This window comes from Enterobacter sp. 03-F-07-AD-ECC, assembly GCF_047530935.1.
GTDB classification, from domain to species: domain Bacteria; phylum Pseudomonadota; class Gammaproteobacteria; order Enterobacterales; family Enterobacteriaceae; genus Enterobacter; species Enterobacter cloacae.
The window spans coordinates 1-17,532 of the sequence record NZ_JBLKBZ010000032.1; the positions used below are offsets into that span (position 1 = coordinate 1).

General features: G+C 48.9%; 15 protein-coding genes and 4 pseudogenes. 4 read left to right on the plus strand and 15 right to left on the minus strand.

The window, feature by feature from the left end:
- Positions 1-267: 267 nt before the first annotated feature.
- The 14 genes and pseudogenes from ACMWKA_RS23830 to ACMWKA_RS23895 all read right to left on the minus strand — a co-directional run.
- Complete coding sequence (locus ACMWKA_RS23830) at positions 268-834, minus strand: hypothetical protein (protein WP_040023938.1); 567 nt, start codon at positions 832-834, stop codon at positions 268-270.
- A gap of 140 nt (positions 835-974) precedes the next feature.
- The gene (locus ACMWKA_RS23835; protein ID WP_040023939.1) at positions 975-1,481 is read right to left on the minus strand and encodes a hypothetical protein; all 507 of its coding nucleotides are present in this window, start codon (positions 1,479-1,481) and stop codon (positions 975-977) included.
- A gap of 615 nt (positions 1,482-2,096) precedes the next feature.
- Positions 2,097-2,540 carry an SMI1/KNR4 family protein gene (locus tag ACMWKA_RS23840; protein WP_080316603.1) on the minus strand — a complete coding sequence of 148 codons (444 nt, stop codon included), beginning with the start codon at positions 2,538-2,540 and terminating at the stop codon, positions 2,097-2,099.
- 7 nt (positions 2,541-2,547) lie between these two features.
- A pseudogene (locus ACMWKA_RS23845) lies at positions 2,548-4,257 on the minus strand (RHS repeat-associated core domain-containing protein); the annotation flags it as partial.
- 498 nt (positions 4,258-4,755) lie between these two features.
- Positions 4,756-5,277, minus strand: coding sequence for an SMI1/KNR4 family protein (locus ACMWKA_RS23850; protein WP_040023899.1), 522 nt, complete (start codon positions 5,275-5,277; stop codon positions 4,756-4,758).
- Positions 5,278-5,632: 355 nt separating this feature from the next.
- A complete protein-coding gene (locus ACMWKA_RS23855) occupies positions 5,633-5,824 on the minus strand; it encodes a hypothetical protein (protein WP_414760660.1) in 192 nt (63 codons plus the stop codon).
- A 175-nt stretch (positions 5,825-5,999) separates the two neighbouring features.
- Entirely contained in the window at positions 6,000-6,446 is a 447-nt protein-coding gene (locus tag ACMWKA_RS23860; protein WP_040023901.1) for a hypothetical protein, read from the minus strand.
- Positions 6,446-7,225 (minus strand): annotated as a pseudogene (locus ACMWKA_RS23865) (RHS repeat-associated core domain-containing protein); the annotation flags it as partial. The pseudogene ACMWKA_RS23865 and the gene ACMWKA_RS23860, both read right to left, overlap by 1 nt.
- A 34-nt stretch (positions 7,226-7,259) precedes the next feature.
- Positions 7,260-7,646: a hypothetical protein gene (locus tag ACMWKA_RS23870; RefSeq protein ID WP_040023905.1), complete on the minus strand. Its 387-nt coding sequence runs from the start codon at positions 7,644-7,646 to the stop codon at positions 7,260-7,262.
- A gap of 226 nt (positions 7,647-7,872) precedes the next feature.
- Positions 7,873-8,205 (minus strand): hypothetical protein, encoded by a 333-nt coding sequence (locus tag ACMWKA_RS23875; protein WP_040023907.1) that lies wholly within the window; start codon positions 8,203-8,205, stop codon positions 7,873-7,875.
- Between the two features lie 292 nt (positions 8,206-8,497).
- A complete protein-coding gene (locus tag ACMWKA_RS23880; RefSeq protein ID WP_040023909.1) occupies positions 8,498-8,842 on the minus strand; it encodes a hypothetical protein in 345 nt (114 codons plus the stop codon).
- A 6-nt stretch (positions 8,843-8,848) separates the two neighbouring features.
- Positions 8,849-13,081 carry an RHS repeat-associated core domain-containing protein gene (locus ACMWKA_RS23885; RefSeq protein WP_414760661.1) on the minus strand — a complete coding sequence of 1,411 codons (4,233 nt, stop codon included), beginning with the start codon at positions 13,079-13,081 and terminating at the stop codon, positions 8,849-8,851.
- 17 nt (positions 13,082-13,098) lie between these two features.
- Positions 13,099-13,536 (minus strand): DcrB-related protein, encoded by a 438-nt coding sequence (locus ACMWKA_RS23890; protein ID WP_040021422.1) that lies wholly within the window; start codon positions 13,534-13,536, stop codon positions 13,099-13,101.
- A gap of 72 nt (positions 13,537-13,608) precedes the next feature.
- Positions 13,609-13,845: pseudogene (locus tag ACMWKA_RS23895) on the minus strand (efflux transporter periplasmic adaptor subunit); the annotation flags it as partial.
- Between the two features lie 189 nt (positions 13,846-14,034).
- On the opposite strand from ACMWKA_RS23895, the gene ACMWKA_RS23900 reads away from it, so the two are divergent.
- The 4 genes and pseudogenes from ACMWKA_RS23900 to ACMWKA_RS23915 form a co-directional block, all read left to right on the plus strand.
- The gene (locus tag ACMWKA_RS23900; protein ID WP_040021424.1) at positions 14,035-14,505 is read left to right on the plus strand and encodes a PAAR domain-containing protein; all 471 of its coding nucleotides are present in this window, start codon (positions 14,035-14,037) and stop codon (positions 14,503-14,505) included.
- The gene (locus ACMWKA_RS23905) at positions 14,505-15,896 is read left to right on the plus strand and encodes a PAAR domain-containing protein (protein WP_250181618.1); all 1,392 of its coding nucleotides are present in this window, start codon (positions 14,505-14,507) and stop codon (positions 15,894-15,896) included. Before ACMWKA_RS23900 ends, ACMWKA_RS23905 begins: the two co-directional genes overlap by 1 nt.
- Positions 15,897-16,289 carry a hypothetical protein gene (locus ACMWKA_RS23910; protein WP_013097670.1) on the plus strand — a complete coding sequence of 131 codons (393 nt, stop codon included), beginning with the start codon at positions 15,897-15,899 and terminating at the stop codon, positions 16,287-16,289.
- Positions 16,290-16,348: 59 nt separating this feature from the next.
- Positions 16,349-16,570 (plus strand): annotated as a pseudogene (locus tag ACMWKA_RS23915) (helix-turn-helix domain-containing protein); the annotation flags it as partial.
- Here ACMWKA_RS23915 and ACMWKA_RS23920 read toward each other — a convergent pair.
- Positions 16,567-17,457, minus strand: a complete 891-nt coding sequence (locus tag ACMWKA_RS23920; RefSeq protein ID WP_038418860.1) for an oxidoreductase — start codon at positions 17,455-17,457, stop codon at positions 16,567-16,569. The pseudogene ACMWKA_RS23915 and the gene ACMWKA_RS23920 sit on opposite strands and share 4 nt — an antisense overlap.
- Between the last annotated feature and the right edge of the window lie 75 nt (positions 17,458-17,532).

Consider the following 17,532-nt stretch of genomic DNA (forward strand, 5'->3'; position numbering starts at 1 on the left):
ATGTTAACCACTAGAAAATCTATAATTTAAAATATTCACAACTCTAGAAGTAGAGTTTGAAATGGGCACGTCATTATAATGAAATTATACAGGCATGTATTTTTCTGACGCCTGGTATTAATGCCATGATTGATTAGCGGAAAGAAATTTATAACCGCAAGTAAAATTTTAGAAAGAGAATACATTTTGCATTAAAAATATAATGCCATCATTGTTATATAAGCCGAAATAATTAATACAACTCGGCCTTTTATTAATCACTTATCTTTACGAACACTGCCAAAAACCAGCTATAATATTTCCGCCGGATATATTTTTATACAAATACAAAGCACCGTAACCAAAGATGTAATCACCATCAAGCAATGCATCTGGATAATAGTCTTCATCTATCTGCATGAAAAAGTTATAGCCATCCTTTTGCAAAGCATCAAAATAATAATATTCAGATTGTATTAACCTTGCTTCTTCGGTTTTAGTGATAAAATCAAACTCTTCACTTTCAACCTTATCATACCCAACAATAACTGCCTTGTTAATGTCTTTTATCGTAAATCCATCATTATTGCTTTCATCAGAAAACGTATGCGTAAAAACTTTTATTGAACAATTAGGGTAGATATTATTATCAATCATATCGTCATATCTTTCAGGAATAAGTATTGTAATATACTCATACCCATCGTCAGGATTCTGAATAGTCAAATAAAACTTATAGCCCTGAATATCATCTAGTTTATTTAAAAAGAATTCAGGGATATTTCCACCAATTCGCCCAATGACATCACCATCAGAAAAGATACTTATTTTAGCGTCCAGATTATACTTAATCATTTTTTCAAATTACTCCCATAAAATGTACATTTTCCCTTTCATAAGGTCCATAACCTTTAAGCGAAAAAAGTCTTAGCATCTTTAGTCAGATTTATGATTAACTACAATGTACATCCTTTTAGAAATGATTTAAAAATAAATTAATAAAGCCTGGAGTCTGAGCGTGGTTCAACATCTCTTATACCAAGTTGATTCGTTTTTTCCAAAATTAAATCATAGCAATAAACAGTCTCTTCCCCCTTCAATAAATGAACACCTTCAAGGCTAACTTTATATATTCCCTTAGGAATATCAGCGTTAATCCAACCAGTATAATCTTCCCACCCCCAAAATACTGCCATATCAGCAACGTATAAATCTCCAGTCACATTAAGATAGAAATATTTATCCGTGAATATAACTTCCCTGTCTTCATTCTCGGGGAATTCATTTAAAAAGAGCCTAACAACATAGCCACCATCATCAAGGCCCGCAATAGGTAAGGCAACACCTTCATTAAGAACAAGATCCCCTTTGTCTGTGGTGGTGAATTCCTGGAGAATGTTATCTCCATCCTCTATCTTCCCACCAAATGGGGCCAGTATTCCTGGATAATCGAAAATTATTATCCCGTTAAAATCCACATCAATGTCAATTGTTTTAACCACATCTGCCTCCTGATGCCTGACCTGTTTGTTTATTATTGAACCACTCCAGCAGTTTTAAATGTGCTTCTTTAGGAGTGACATTTCTGGCTAAGATTCCCCCCGTCGAAGGAATCTTTAAATCACCTCTTACATGTGAAACGGAATCTAAATTACGGCTAGACGCATGAATAAATCTTCCGCGGAACCCTGCCACGGCTCCTGAATTTTTCCAATATCGTTTTTAATAGCTCTATGTAGTTCTTCATGCATTCCACCACTATAAGGATCGGGGAAAAACGTTGGCGTATTTTTCATAGTATTAAGATCGGTTAGCCCAATGCTGTTGGCCTTGTTTCGTGGGATTAAATTGTGTCCCACTCCATTTGAGTTTCAAGCTCTTGGCATTCACCCTCATAGATCTTTCCAGGTAAGTTGGTTAGGAGCATATGAGTATAAATTAAACCCACTGTTTAACCCTCCTGAAGCCTGCACAATAAACTGACCGATCTGCATAGAGTAGAAAAGGGAAAATGTTATTAATGAAATAATTGGGCACTCCATCAGTGCATCGATGAAGTCACCCCATAAAAAGTAGTGATCAATAAAGTTACCCTCTAACGAGAGTTAGAACCTATATCACCATGCTTCATCTTCAGGAATTATTTTTCCGATAAAACTTTCAAAATTTGGATCAAGATAGATCTCCTCCTGATTTTCTAAATCACAAAAATAAACGGCACCATCATTTATCCCAACACAATAGGGGAACCCACCTCCATCAATTGCGAATGGTATAAAATTTTGTGCAAGAATTTTTTTGTTAACTACTAAATCCTTATAGTAATCATCAACAGTTAATATGCCCGATCTTTTAGTATGTAATATAGGTAAGAAATATTTTATATCATTCTCGTAGTGTTCGCTTTGATAAACACGGCGACCTTCGTCCAGTATGCCACCATTACTTATAAGCCATAAAGATTTTAAGGCATTAGGAAAAGTTACGCCCAGCGAAACTTCGATCTTGCCTAGCTCATCAGCAGATACAGCAGGGGAAGAATCTATAAGTTTAATCATCATTTCTCTCCTATTGACAATGTTTAGGAATACGACCTCTCAGCCATCCTTTACTATGAGATATTTTTATAGCTTCAGGAGAGCCATACTTCACTCCGAAATGTTTTTCGAACTGAGATACAGATCCCTTATGTGGGAAAGATGCTTTGTGCGCCTCAGTCGTGACCAACTGCATAGTTGACTTACCTGTTTTTGGATCAAAATCATCAAGGTGATGCCATGTATATTCGCTTGCATCAGCTTCACTAATGCCTGCAAGTTTGTAGGCTTCTGTGAAATCTCGCCCCCTTGATCCTTGAAGGGTGATTTCAACGATATTTCGTTGTGTCCCGGTAACAGGATAAAGTGATGGGCTTCCACTAAAGTCAACGCCGCTCAATGCCAGACCCATAGGGTCTATCCATACCAGAGGGTTAGGGGCATAGTGATATAAATTTAAATTTCCACCCGCTAGCCCAATCGGATCCTGCACAATAAACCGCCCGACCTGCGGGTCGTAGTAGCGGAACAGGTTATAGTGCAGCCCCGTTTCACCGTCAGCGTACTGCCCTGCATAGCGAAGCGGTTGATGCGCCATCGCCGTGCGGTTCACAACCCGTGAGAACCCTTCGCTCTGATGGCGTACCTCGCCAAAGCTGCCGTACTGGCCGCTCCAGCGCACCGCGCCGCGCTCGTCGGTCACTTCCAGCGGCGCGCCGTTCAGGTCGGTGTTGAACCAGTAAATCTCACCGCTGCTCTGGTCACGGAGATGATCCACCCGCGCCAGCGGGCTCCAGGCTTCATTCGGGTCATAAATATACGTACTGCACAGCCCGGTTTGCTGCTGCTCCTGCAACAGGCGGTAGCCCTGCCACAGGAAGCGCGTTTCGGTGGTGCCGTGCGCGGTGGTGACGATTTTGCGGGTACGGCGGCCCAGCGCGTCGTAGTGATAGCGCGCCTCAAACCGCCCTTCCGGCCCGGTTCCGCGGGCGGATACCAGCCGGTTCTCGGCGTCATACGCATAATGCTGTTCATACAGTCCGTTGCGGCGGCTTACCAGGTTGCCCCAGTGGTCGTATTTCATAAACAGCGCCTGCCAGTGCTGCAGGCGGTTATCCGTGACCGGTACCGCATCATCATTGGCGGCGAGGTTATCCGCGGCGTCATAGCTGAACTGCGCGCGGCTGTGCCCCTGTCGGGCCTCGTAGTGCTTCAGCAGACGCCCTTCGGCGTCGTAGCCGTAATCCACCTCACCGCGCAGGGTGTCGCTGACACCAGAAAGCTCACCGCGTGCGGTGTAGCGATACAAGCGTTCCAGTATCGCCTGCTCCGGCAGGGTCACGTCCGTACTTAGCTCACTGCGCTGCAGGGTACGTCTGCCAAGGCTGTCATACTGACGGAGCTGCTCGCGCGCGCCCTGGGTGCGGCGCACCTCGCGGTGCAGGCGGTCGCGGGTGAACTCGGTCACCAGCTGCTGCCCGAAGCGGATGGCGCTGACGTGGCCGGAGCCATAGTGCAGCCAGGCCAGCTTTTGCTCGCCGGGCAGCGTCAGGCCGGTCAGGTTGCTCAGGGCATCCCATTCATAGCCCACCGCGCCGTTAATGCCGGACTCGCTCAGCACGCGTCCGGCGGCATCATGGCGGTATGCAATCTCATCGCTTTCGATACCCAGGGCAACGCCTTCGGCTGTTGGGGTGCGACGGATGCGGGTGATCTGGCCGCTCGGGTCGCGGAAATGGCGGTTTGCATGAAACAATCATGCTACCGCCATACCCTGATCAATTAAGCTATCTGCACGATAGCTATTTTACTTTTTAAACAGCAGGTTAAACACAGAAACTTACTTACACATAGTACTGTTTTATGGTCGACTATATAGGTATCATCTATTCCAACCGTAAAATCGAAGCCTGAGCCAGATATGCACAGAGTCCTTTTTCACACTCCAAGATCTAGTAGCCAGAAACGACGAGATTGGGATTATCATCAATATTTCATTCATATTATTAGTATCATCACTGATACTAAATAAATAGAATTTATCATTATGAAAAGTCAAATGGTTTATTTTGTAACGTGCCTATTAAATATTCTAAATCTAACAATACTGTCGACTTTAATATGAAGATCTAAATACAAGCATACGTAACACTCTTACTTTACTATTTATCCATTTCATAACCTCTAAATTTAAAAACAAGCCATAGTTATATGCTTATTATGGCTTATTTTTGAAATATCATAAATCAACAGTTACATTCATTTCTGAATCAAGGGAACCCTTACAAATTCTCTTGTAAAATTCAGTAAAGCTATTAGTAATTTTATAAATATTGCCGCACTCATTTTGCTCAGCGATCTCAAACTCTTGGATATCATCCTCAGCATGTAGATGTGTTCTATCCCAATAATAAACCCCCTGTCTTTCAATTCCATTTAGAATAAGATAAAAGTTACCTCCAGGATCATCACCAATAATTAACTTATCATCAATAAAATCAAGTTCATTTAAAAAATTTTCATTTTGACGAAAAATGTCGTGGCTTGGATTTTTCATGTTTATTCCAAAAAGGGCATAAAAAGCGATAAACCCTTCATCGACACCTTTGTACTCCAATTCACAAAAATCCGGAGATTTTACAACAAAGCCATTTTTCAACCTGAGGAATTCTTTATAATCCTCAGGTAAACTGACTTTGAATTCCCCCTCCACAACTTTAATTTCATCTTTTTTTGCAGGTTTACCGTATGAAATAGGCATAAGCTCTCCTTGCTAAGTTCATGACTTCTTGATCTTAGATACTCCACACTATGGAAAAAATGGCTGCAGTAATAAAAGCCGGAACTTAATGGTTTCCGGCATATTTCATTGATTTATCTAAATCAAAAAACCATTCAATGAAAGAATTAAAGTCTACCCATTGAGGCTTTAATTCCCCCTGTAGGAACTGAGTTAAAGTATCCCCTACATTGATAAATAAAACCTCTCCAGTTTTTTTGTTATAAAAATACCCACCCTCGCTTTGAAAACCATCCAAGGGAATATACTCGTTTGGTATTTTTAATATTTCATGTGTTCTCTTAAGATCAAGTTGGTATGAGGAATTTATAACAAACTAGCAGATCTGATAAATTTCATGATTCCTGCTATGAAAAGTAGCCCCATCCTCAACGTGCAAATAAAATTGAGCAAAATCAGAAGAAAGGTCAATACCTAAAGAAAGCAAAGCATCACTATACTCTTGAGTGATATCATCATACCACCAACCTCGAGATTGACTCATTATCTTTATTTTATCAGATAACATAATCCCTCAACCACAGCTAGAAACTGGACCTATCCAGACAGTTTCGAATGTTCTTTTTAAAAAATTTTGCAGAGGCACATCACCTTTATCGAAAAACTCTCGCCCTGCTGGGTTTTTTTATATCAAAACAAAGCATTGCCTAAAACATCCTGGGAGGATGAACCTCCCATTTCAATCATTTTTTATCTAAACATGAGAAACCGAAGTCAATATATCCCTCTGCACTGATCACTAGACACCATTTATTTTCCCTATCAAAAAAGTAATGATGCTGAGGAATATTTTCTATAGCCATATCAAGAAATAAAAAGAACTGCGCGGGATTCAATCTGACAGAAAAATCAAGAGACGAATCATTTATATAGTAAATCTCATCACTATTTGAAATCACGTCATGAACATCAGTTTCATGAATGAATTTCTTTATATCTACCAACCAATCCTTATAGTCTCCATGTAGTTCTAAAGACCGATGAGCACTGGTCTTTGACCAGTCAATTTTTGAACCAGCCCAACTATAACTATCGGATAACTCATCCGCAATGTGTTCCCAGTCATCCACAATTTCTGGTTGTTCAGGAAGCAAAGATATTTCCTTCCTGATTTCGTCATCGAGCGTCATTAAGAGCCTCTCCATGGTTTTGATGGTAAATTAAATAAATCTTGAATTTTTGTTACAACGGATTCAGGTGCATCAAACATGAAGTGCTCCCCTTTATCTTTACCGCTAAACACATTGATATGAGCTCCACTTCGCTCATCATACTCAACTCTAAAACCTGTTTTTCCGTCAATTGTTGTCATCCCGACAGGTTGACCTTTAGTCGAACCAAATTTGCCTGTGTTAACTTTTTCGGCTTTAAACCCTCGCTCTTCTAACCATTTCAGAGCTTTATTTCTGGCCTGTTCATATGAGTCCTTGGATGAACAGGTAGACAACCCAAGCGGATCAATCCACCCCAACGGATTCGGCGCATACTGATAAAGGTTCCACCCACCATTCAACCCAATCGGGTCCTGCACAATAAACCGCCCGACCTGCGGGTCGTAGTAGCGGAACAGGTTATAATGCAGCCCCGTTTCACCGTCAGCGTACTGCCCTGCATAGCGAAGCGGTTGATGCGCCATCGCTGTGCGCTTCACAACCCGTGAGAACCCTTCGCTCTGATGGCGTACCTCGCCAAAGCTGCCGTACTGGCCGCTCCAAAGCACCGTACCACGCTCGTCGGTCACCTCCAGCGGCGCGCCGTTCAGGTCGGTGTTGAACCAGTAAATCTCACCGCTGCTCTGGTCTCGGAGATGATCCACCCGCGCCAGCGGGCTCCAGGCTTCATTCGGGTCATAAATATATGTACTGCACAGCCCGGTATCCTGCAGCAGGCGGTAGTCCTGCCACAGGAATGGGTCTACCCGATCGGATAGACATAATTAAATTTTATAAAAATGCTGTTTCGCCACTACCAATTTTCTTCACTTCAAGCCCTTTAAATTTGATGCCAATCCCATGATCCTCATCTAAATTGGTCGAGAACATGAACCCAAATTCATTGTCCTCGTCTGGGGAAAGATAAACTTTCAGCAAAATCAAGTCTTTTGCATCCGCACCATAAATACGCTTGCTATATGTCTGGGTTTCAGTTTCGATTTTCTCGGAAAAATATTTCTGTTTCTTAATAAGAAAATCGATGTCTTTTTTCATTTTTTCATCGACCGAATCAGATTCAAGGTTTATGCACTGGACGAGAGAAGGACCAAATACCGATAATACTAAATCTACTGAAACACCTTCATCGTCTTCATAAAAATCCAGTTCAAGTGACATTGCGCCCCCTATTTTATTTGCAATTCAATGATTTGGCGGCTTTCTTAGCTTCAACAGACTCGTACTTAACCCCGTAATATTTTTTCGAATTGACTTATAGAACCTTAATGCGGGAAAGACACATCGAAGTGCAGTAATTTTGACTCTAATGGAGCATTAACCATCTGCGGATTAAAAGAAGAGCCGATAAGGATTATTTTCCAACCGGCCACTTACAATACAGAAGTTACTTTCTTGAGAATGGAAAAAGGCATTCCCTAAAAGAACTTTCCTTCACTACACTTTGAAATTCTCGACCATTTTCAAGTTCTAATTTATCTAATTTAGCCAAAACAAATCTTTCGTTCCCAGCATGCCCTTTATTATAAAAATCAATAGATTGCTGCCCTAAATCATCAAGCTCTATTAGTTTAGAAAAAATAGAGTTAATCAGAGGACTGCCTGCGTACATGACAGATTCAGTTTCCTCACAGGAAAATTTTAAATACATAATCGCTTTTTTCAAGGCGACTACCTCACCTTGACTTAAAGTCAATTTTTTTTCTTGGTTATCAGCCACACCTATCTCCTCTAGACTTTATTTACTCCTGATTTGCTTTCTACATTTTTCATAAGGAATTTTATGACTAAAAAATTATGCAGGTCAGCTACAAGGCCCCATTCAGGTAGTGTTGAACCAGTAAATTTTACCTTTGTTCTGATCAGGAAGATGTTCTACTCTCGCCAGCAGGCTTCAAGTTTCGTTTGGATCGTAAATAAATACAAAGCATTTGCTATATTTAATAAATAAAAAAAACCCAGTAAAACTCTATTTAATTAACTGGGTTTAAAAATCCTTTAAAACGGTTTACTCACTGAGATATTTCATCAGGAGCCCAAACTGATCTTTCCCATTTTATATTACCATTCCTTAAAGTTTCCTTTATGAAATCTTCAAAATTGGAATTAAAATAGTCATCAGATGTTATCATTATTTCAAGGCTATAGTTTTCATCGCATAAAAATTCACTTAACCTATCTTCTTTATCTATAAGCGTTACAGTAAAACCATCACACTCAGCTTTAGCGATATAACGCCCCTCATCATCCTCGCAAACTAGTGTTCGTTCAAACACCTGCTCTAACTTTGTAAGCAGCTCTTTAAATGATATATCTTCAAGCAATACAAAGCTTAACCATCGTTTATGTATACTCATTTTCTCCTACTTACAGCCGACTTTGTGCTGAACATCACCACGCCTTGCCATGTCGCTTAACTCATGGCTCTTAAAAATTCTGAAACCGAAAGGTTCTTCTCTTAAACCAGGTAGGGTAGAACGTAATTTACTATCTATAGACGCTTCTATTTCGCTCATTCCTGCAATTTTCGATGCATCACGGCGTCTGTTAGTAAATACAGGTTCATTAGCTAAATAATCCGATTGAATAAAAGCATCCACATCAAAATTATTGAAGTTTATTGGTCTAGATAAATTTGGATCATGTGCTTTACTTATGCCGCTTGCTACGCTTCCTCGGTAACCAATAGTTGCATTAGGGTCAATCGCTTGTATTGCTGGTAAATGCTCACGAAGAACAGCATCAATTTGCTGTTGAACGCTATTTAAATTTGTTAAACCCAGCGGATCAACCCACCCCAACGGATTTGGCGCATACTGATAAAGGTTCCATCCGCCATTCAACCCAATCGGATCCTGCACAATAAACCGCCCGACCTGCGGGTCGTAGTAGCGGAACAGGTTATAGTGCAGTCCCGTTTCACCGTCAGCGTACTGCCCGGCATAGCGAAGCGGTTGATGCGCCATCGCTGTGCGATTCACAACCCGTGAGAACCCTTCGCTCTGATGGCGCACCTCGCCAAAGCTGCCGTACTGGCCGCTCCAGCGCACCGCGCCGCGCTCGTCGGTCACTTCCAGCGGCGCGCCGTTCAGGTCGGTGTTGAACCAGTAAATCTCACCGCTGCTCTGGTCACGGAGATGATCCACCCGCGCCAGCGGGCTCCAGGCTTCATTCGGGTCATAAATATACGTACTGCACAGCCCGGTTTGCTGCTGCTCCTGCAACAGGCGGTAGCCCTGCCACAGGAAGCGCGTTTCGGTGGTGCCGTGCGCGGTGGTGACGATTTTGCGTGTACGGCGGCCCAGCGCGTCGTAGTGATAGCGCGCCTCAAACCGCCCTTCCGGCCCGGTTCCGCGGGCGGATACCAGCCGGTTCTCGGCGTCATACGCATAATGCTGTTCATACAGTCCGTTGCGGCGGCTTACCAGGTTGCCCCAGTGGTCGTATTTCATAAACAGCGCCTGCCAGTGCTGCAGGCGGTTATCCGTGACCGGTACCGCATCGTCATTGGCGGCGAGGTTATCCGCGGCGTCATAGCTGAACTGCGCGCGGCTGTGCCCCTGTCGGGCCTCGTAGTGCTTCAGCAGACGCCCTTCGGCGTCGTAGCCGTAATCCACCTCACCGCGCAGGGTGTCGCTGACGCCGGAAAGCTCACCGCGTGCGGTGTAGCGATACAGGCGTTCCAGTATCGCCTGCTCCGGCAGGGTCACGTCCGTACTTAGCTCACTGCGCTGCAGGGTACGTCTGCCAAGGCTGTCATACTGACGGAGCTGCTCGCGCGCGCCCTGGGTGCGGCGGACCTCGCGGTGCAGGCGGTCGCGGGTGAACTCAGTCACCAGCTGCTGCCCGAAGCGGATGGCGCTGACATGGCCGGAGCCATAGTGCAGCCAGGCCAGCTTTTGCTCGCCGGGCAGCGTCAGGCCGGTCAGGTTGCTCAGGGCATCCCATTCATACCCCACCGCGCCGTTAATGCCGGATTCGCTCAGCACGCGCCCGGCGGCATCATGGCGGTATGCAATCTCATCGCTTTCGATACCCAGCGCAACGCCTTCGGCGGTTGGGGTGCGACGGATGCGGATGATCTGGCCGCTCAGGTCACGGACGTAGCGGTACTCCGCGTGGCGCTGAGTGCGCCCGATCAGCAGCCCGCTGTCGTCATAGCTGAACTGCTGGACGCGACGGGCAATGCCGCCGTCGGCGGCAGGTCGGCCGTTTTCTTCGAGCGCGCAGAGGAACCCTCGCGCATCCCATTCCATATGGCGCACGGTCTCGTCCGGGCGCGTTTCGCTGAGCGGGCGGCCCACGGCGTCATAGGTGAAGCGGTATTCCGCCCCGTTGCCGTTATCGAGTCGCAGCAGGTTACCGCGTGGGTCGTAGCGCCACTGGCGCACGCGGCCAATACGGTCGGTAAGGCTGACCGGGAGACCGAGCGCGTTATAGGCCCAGCGTACCTCGCTTTCCAGCGGGTCGCGCCAGCCCGTGAGCTGGCCGCGTTCGTTCCACACCAGCGACTCGCGGCTGCCGTCCGGATGAATCACGGCACTCAGCAGCCCCGCGTTGTTCCACTCCCGACGCGTGATATTCCCTTCCGCATCCTCGCTGGCAATCAGCTGCCCGAAACGGTCGTAACTGAAACGGGTCACGCTGCCGGAGCAATCGGTGCGCTGCGTCAGCAGCCCCTGGATGTTCCAGACCAGACGTAGCACGCCGCCGAGGGCATCGGTGATGCTCTCCGGCAGGTTCTCTTCCTCATCGGGATAGTGATACGCGGTGGCGTTACCGGCCGGATCCGTTTCCGACAGCAGACGACCGCGAAGGTCGTACATGGCCTGCGATGAAGTACCGTCCGGGTAGACCGTCCGGGTGATGCGGTCGGTCAGACGATACCAGTAATATTCTGTGCGACGGCCTGCCGGGTCCGTCTCACTGGTCATGCGGCCATACTTATCCCAGGTACTGCAGCGCATCGCACCGCCGGGCAGAATGACATCGCTGAGCTCGCCGTCGCGGTAGACAAACGTCGTCTGGCGGCCGTCGTAATCCGTGAAGCGCGCGACGTTGTCGTCGTCGTCAATCAGCCAGTTCGCCTGCGCACCATCATCACGAATGGCGCGACGGATGCCGTTTTCAAAATCGTATTCGAACGTCAGCTGTTCGCCGCCGCTGTGGCGGAAACCGACCACGCGCGGCAGACCGTCAATCTCCCGCCAGCGGTATTCGCTCAGCAGGCCATTGGCGTCCTCGTGGGCGCTCATCAGCCCGTCCTGCCAGCGGAAGCGTCGGCGCACGCTACCGCCCCGGCCGGTCACACAGACCAGCTGGCGCTGTTCATCATAAGCGTAACTGACCAGGCAAATCTCGTCATCCAGCCAGGCGCTGGCGAGCCTGTCACGGTCGTAGCGGCAGACCACGCGCTGGCCCGCGCTGTCGGTCAGGGCATGCAGGGTATTATCCGCATTCCACTCGAAGAGAATATCGTTGCCGCAAGGTTCTGAGATGCGCTGAAGCAGTGACGGTGCGTCATCTTTCAGCGCTGCGTAGTGCCAGCGCTCGCCACTGACGTCATACACCGACCAGCTGTCGTCATGGTGATGTTCAAGCCAGTTTTTTTCGCTCTCGCAGTAGGTGCGCATCCCTTTCGGCACGTTCGGGAAGGCAACGTAATCGCCGGACGGCGCACGCCACACCAGCCCGTCCTGATAGGGCTCCAGGCGGCTTTCCCAGAACAGGCTCCAGCCGCGGCCCAGCACGCTGTCGCCGGGGTTGCCGCTGCGCCAGTAGCGCTGCCAGCGCACCGGCAAGCGTGACGGCAGAACGAAATCGAGCTCATCATCCCCGCTGAGAAATTTCTGTCCGCTGACGATATCCACCGGACGGGCGATGATCCCCGCGGCCGCTACGCCGGTCATCAGCGTGCCGGCGCGGCAGGCGATACGGGCCAGCTTATTGATCCCAGGGATTTTGCCCAGCAGCTTAGAGAGCGCCCCGACTTTGCCGGCCGCACCGCCCCATCCGCCGAGAAGCCCGGCGAACAGCAGGGTAAGATCGGAGACTTTATAGAGCCACTCGGGCACTTCAGACTGAATGGGCAGGGTTTGCTGCGGATCGCCGCCGATGAAGACGTTGTCCGAGCCGGTCATCACCTTCGCGTCGCAGGTGGTGCGATCCCCGATGCGGGACGCAGGCTGGCTGTTAATCGAGACACGCTTGGAGCCTTCGGCCATCTGCTGCGAGCCGTCGTCCGAGCACTTCACCGCGCTGTCCGTCGCGATGGCGGCGGGTTTGCTGTTGATAAACACATTGGGCGAGCCGGAGGTGATGACGCCTTTCTTCGTCATACTGGATGCCCCGGCATCGGCGATACTGTCCCGGGCGGCGGTCGCCAGCTCCCCGGTGTAATACCCCACGGCCAGGCTTGCGCCGACGAGCAGCACACCCACGCCAAGGCAGGATGCGCCGAGACCGGCAATAAACATCGCCCCCGCCAGAATGCCCCCGGCGGCGGCAATCAGGCCACCGACAATCGTTCCGGCAATCATCCCGGCCAGCGCACCGGAGTGGCCGATATCATCACCAACGCGTGCAGCTTCAAACATAACGACTATCCCTGGTGTTAATGGTGGAAGCGAAAGCTCCTGAGAAGATCGCCGAACAGCGCGCAGTCCGTATCGCCCAGCGTACGGGTGCAGGTCATGGTGAACACCAGAATGTTATCGCCCTCGGCATTAAACACGGCCTGCTGCTGCCAGATGCGTTTCCCGTCGCGCAGATAGCTGGCGTGGACAATTTCACCCTGCAAAAGGCCGTCGCCGAGCGTTGCGGCACTGCGTTGACCCTGCTTCCAGCCCTTGAGATGTTTTTCCATCAGGGCGAGCTGGCGATCGATATACGCGGCAAGCGCTTCGCCGGGGTTGAGGGTATCGCGGGAGATGTTGAATGCTGGCGCATCCGCTACAGGCGGCGCGAAGACATTGACGGTACGATCCCGATAGCCCTCAGGAAAAGCGATCATTCCTTCATTAAACAGGCACTGCGAAGATGGTTCTGACATTGAGCGGGTCCCACCACATTTTTTCAGAAGCGGTAAGTTTCGCATATGTGTTTAAGGCTGACTATCCCCAGATTATTGTCCCACCGCCACGCTCGCCGACAGGCCCGCCACCAGCTCAACCCCCTTCGGTAAGGTGTCGATATGAATGCGCACCGGCACGCGCTGCGCCAGCCGCACCCAACTGAAGGTGGGCTCCACGTCGGGCAGACCCAGCCCGCCGGTCTCGTCATTGTTATCGCCAATCCCATGACCGATGCTCTCCACGTGCCCCGTGAGTACAGGGTCATAACCCATCAGCGGCAAGTGCGCCATGATAATTGGCCGCCGCGACGACGCTTAACGTCAGCGTATAGCGAGCCAGTAAAGAGAGCAGTGATTTCATGACTATAACCTTCTCTTACGAAACGTAGTTTCACTTAGATTTAATACTTGTTGTGCATGTGGTCATTGTTTGTAAAATGACCGCAGGGATTATTTCCATATAAAGTAGAGGGATTTATGCAGCAATACACCAACGAGATCACGCCTGAAATCCGAGAATCCTCCTCACAGGAACACTACGACGAAGATTTTTTAGCAAGCTGTGACAGCAAGACACGTGAAGAGCTTGAGGATTTTAATAAACAAGTTAGTCGCCCATTAGCCTCCATTTTCCGATTCGCTGTAGTGGGAAGCATCACCCGCAACAGGGGAGTGATCCGCAATGCTTCGACAGGCAGTCCAACTGGTGGGTATAAGATGGCGCGGGTTGGAGATAGAGTTGTTTACGCTGACGGCAGTGAAGCCACTATTATTTCCGGTGCAGGTGTAGCGCGTTTAATGCAAGGCGCATCTGCGGCACTGGTTGGCAGTATGCTCGATAACGGAGAAGAAATAATCTCAACACCACAGTCCAGCGGCAGACTGGTATTTCGTGAAGGTGATACATTCCCGAAAGGATTCTTAACCATGCCAGGGAGTAAGCACTGATGGGCGTTAAGGGGTACTTTTTATTCAGGGGCGATAAGACAGTATGCGGCGGTAGGATTATTGAAGGATGGAGTGATCATCAGTTTTTCGGTAAAGACATGTCCTGTGAAGGTCATCAAGTGACCTGTGGTAAATATCCAGGTCGTTACCGTATCTGTGGCGGGCTTGATACCGACTATATACATGGTAAAAGGATCGCCGGAACGCTGCACAGCTATAGCTCCTGCCCCTGCAAATCGAAATTCGTTCCTTCAAACTTTGACGATGGTTACGAACTTGGTGGAGAAGAAACAGTAACACACACTGATCTGTCTCACCCCGTAGGGATTCCTGTACTCCCAGAACCGATTGAATCAGAACCGGAACAACACGCCCAGACAGCGAAGAAGAAAACAGGCATAGACGCTGGTTTTGCCGTTCTCCCCTATGGCGGCACTACAGAAGCCTGGCAACGTCTGCTATTCACCGAAAACCCGCCAGCGCGAGCAAAGGAACTATTCGCTACGCTGAACGGCCCCGATGAAAAATACAAAGCTGGTTCGATTATGCTTCTGGTTGATCCTGAAAAGCAGGACGAGGAACAGATTGCCCACATGAAAGCCGCGAAAGCGAGGGTTGATGCAGCGTTAGAACCACTGACTATCCATGAAGCTAACTTTCTTCATAAGAACAAAGACACCATTGATCTGTTTACTTCACGTGCCAGTACGACAGCCGGGGTTGCTTCAGATGCTGCTGGTAAATACTTTGAGAAGATCGAAAATGTTTTGACCAGGATTCAGCAAGCGTACAAAAATCAGTACATTACCAGTGGATCACTGATCAGCGAACAGTTCTATGTGCAGAGGCGGCAGCTATTCGGTGAACTTGATAGCATTCTCACTGATTTCACCCGTCACAAACTCGCCTTGCAAGACTACCCGGACATCAAGCGAGCATTAGGACTATCGACCAGTTCTATCACTCACCGCTGGAATCAAACGGGGGTTGCTGACATTGAAGGCTACGCCACCTTCATGGAGAACGCAGCAAAATACGTGAAGATGATGAAAGCAGTTGGCTATGTCGGTATTGCTCTCGATGGCGCTAACAGGCTGGACAAAGTTTATGAAGCCTGCACCGTTGGGAGCGATTGTGAAAAAGCGGCATTTACTCAGGTCGGCGGATTCAGTGTTGGTACTGCTGCGGGTATTTACACATCCTCAGCAGTGTATAGTGGAGCCACTGCGGCATGTGCGGTAGTGCTCGGCGCGTTAACTGTAGAAGTCGGAGCCGTTGGCGCGTTAGCATGTGGCGTAATAGTTTCTGGAGCCGTTGGGAATGGTGTCGGTGAAGTTGGCAGCAACGTTGGGGAGTTTGCAGGAGAGAAAATTTACGAGGTTGTTAAATAAATGTTCACTCTATCTGATCTGATTATCTGCGGATTCGCGGGGTTAAGCCTCTGCTGTGGTATCGCGGTCGCGTTCCTCTCATTTCTCAACAAAAAGCGCTTCTCCGCGATCTGCACGCTGTATAAAGAAAAGTTTGGTTCTCTCCCTGCCGGATCGATTATCTTCGATAATGCCGATTCTATAGGGTTTAGCTCAGGTTACGCAGCGAAGATCAACTTTATCGTGAACCCTTTGATCTTTGGTAAAAGCTCAGTTGACAGTACAAATGATGATGTTGCATTCATCAAAGACTTGCCACCTCACCTCAAAAACTGGTTTATCGTCGAGTATGCTTTCTCCGCTTTAGGATTGGTATCAATCGTTATCGCCGGAGCAGTGTTGTATTTTCGATAGCATCCCTTTAAGCAAAAATACAGGAACAAATTGATTTTAAATATATTTTTATTTTATTTGCGCGCCTGATGCAGCGCGAGACCGGGCTGAGCTTTGGGCGATGGCGGCAGCAGCTGCACCTGATTATCGCCCTGCAGGAGCTGGCGAGCGGTGCCCCGGTGCAGAATGTGGCGACAAAACTCGGGTATGAATCCGTGAATGCGTTTATCACCATGTTTCGCAAAGCAATGGGCACCACGCCCGCGCACTACTTTGCCGAACGGAAAAACAGCGGCCGTTAGCCCGGCCCCTCGCTCCCCGCCGCCAGCAGCGGCACTATCACATCGCTGATGGGCACCGGAATACCGTGCGCGCGGCCATAGCGCTGGATCACGCCGTTGCGGATATCCCACTCCAGTGGGCGGTTGGCCTGACGGTCGGCAAGGATCGAGGTGCCTAAATCGGCCGGGGCGCGCTGGAAGTTCGCCAGGATCTCCTGCGCAACGTCATCATTGAGCGCTGCCCCCTCGGCACGGGCGACAGCAAGGCCTTCGCGCAGATACGCCAGCCCCAGCGCGCTGATATCCTCGCGCGAAAACATCCCGGCACGACGGTTGGCCAGCACCATCAGCCCGGCCACCGCGTTTTGCAGCAGCTTGCGCCAGGCGACAGTGGCAAAATCAGCCGACAGCTCAACCGCACAGCGTGTGCCCTGCAACGCGTCTACCACCCGTTTTGCCTGCGGAACGTCCGGCAGCGTCAGGCGCGGTTTGGCGCGCAGCCAGACGGAGGCATCCGGCTCACGCTGCGCCGGGAACCAGACCACCGACGGCAGCACCGTTGCGCCATTAACCCACGGCTCCAATTGGGCTTTCTGCTCCACGCCGTTTTGCAGGGCGCAGACCACCGTGTTTTCATCGCACAGGGCGCGCAGCCACCCGGCGCTGTCGGCGTTCTGCGTCGTTTTTACCGCCACAAAAACCAGATCGGCGGGACGCGTGACGACGGACGGGTCGGTTAATACCGGACCCGGCACGACCGTTTCACCTTCGTCGTCGCGCAGACGCAGTTCAGGATGTGCGGTGCGTCCGCACAACTGCGGCGTGCGGCCAGCGTCATGTAGCACCGCGGCGATAGTGGTACCAATTGCACCAGGACCAATCAGCGCAATCACTGGATTGTCAGACATGGTTAACTCCCCTTTTCGCTAAGCCTGCTAACAGTTATACCACTGTAAAAAGTGAGCGCCACGTCGTTGTCTATA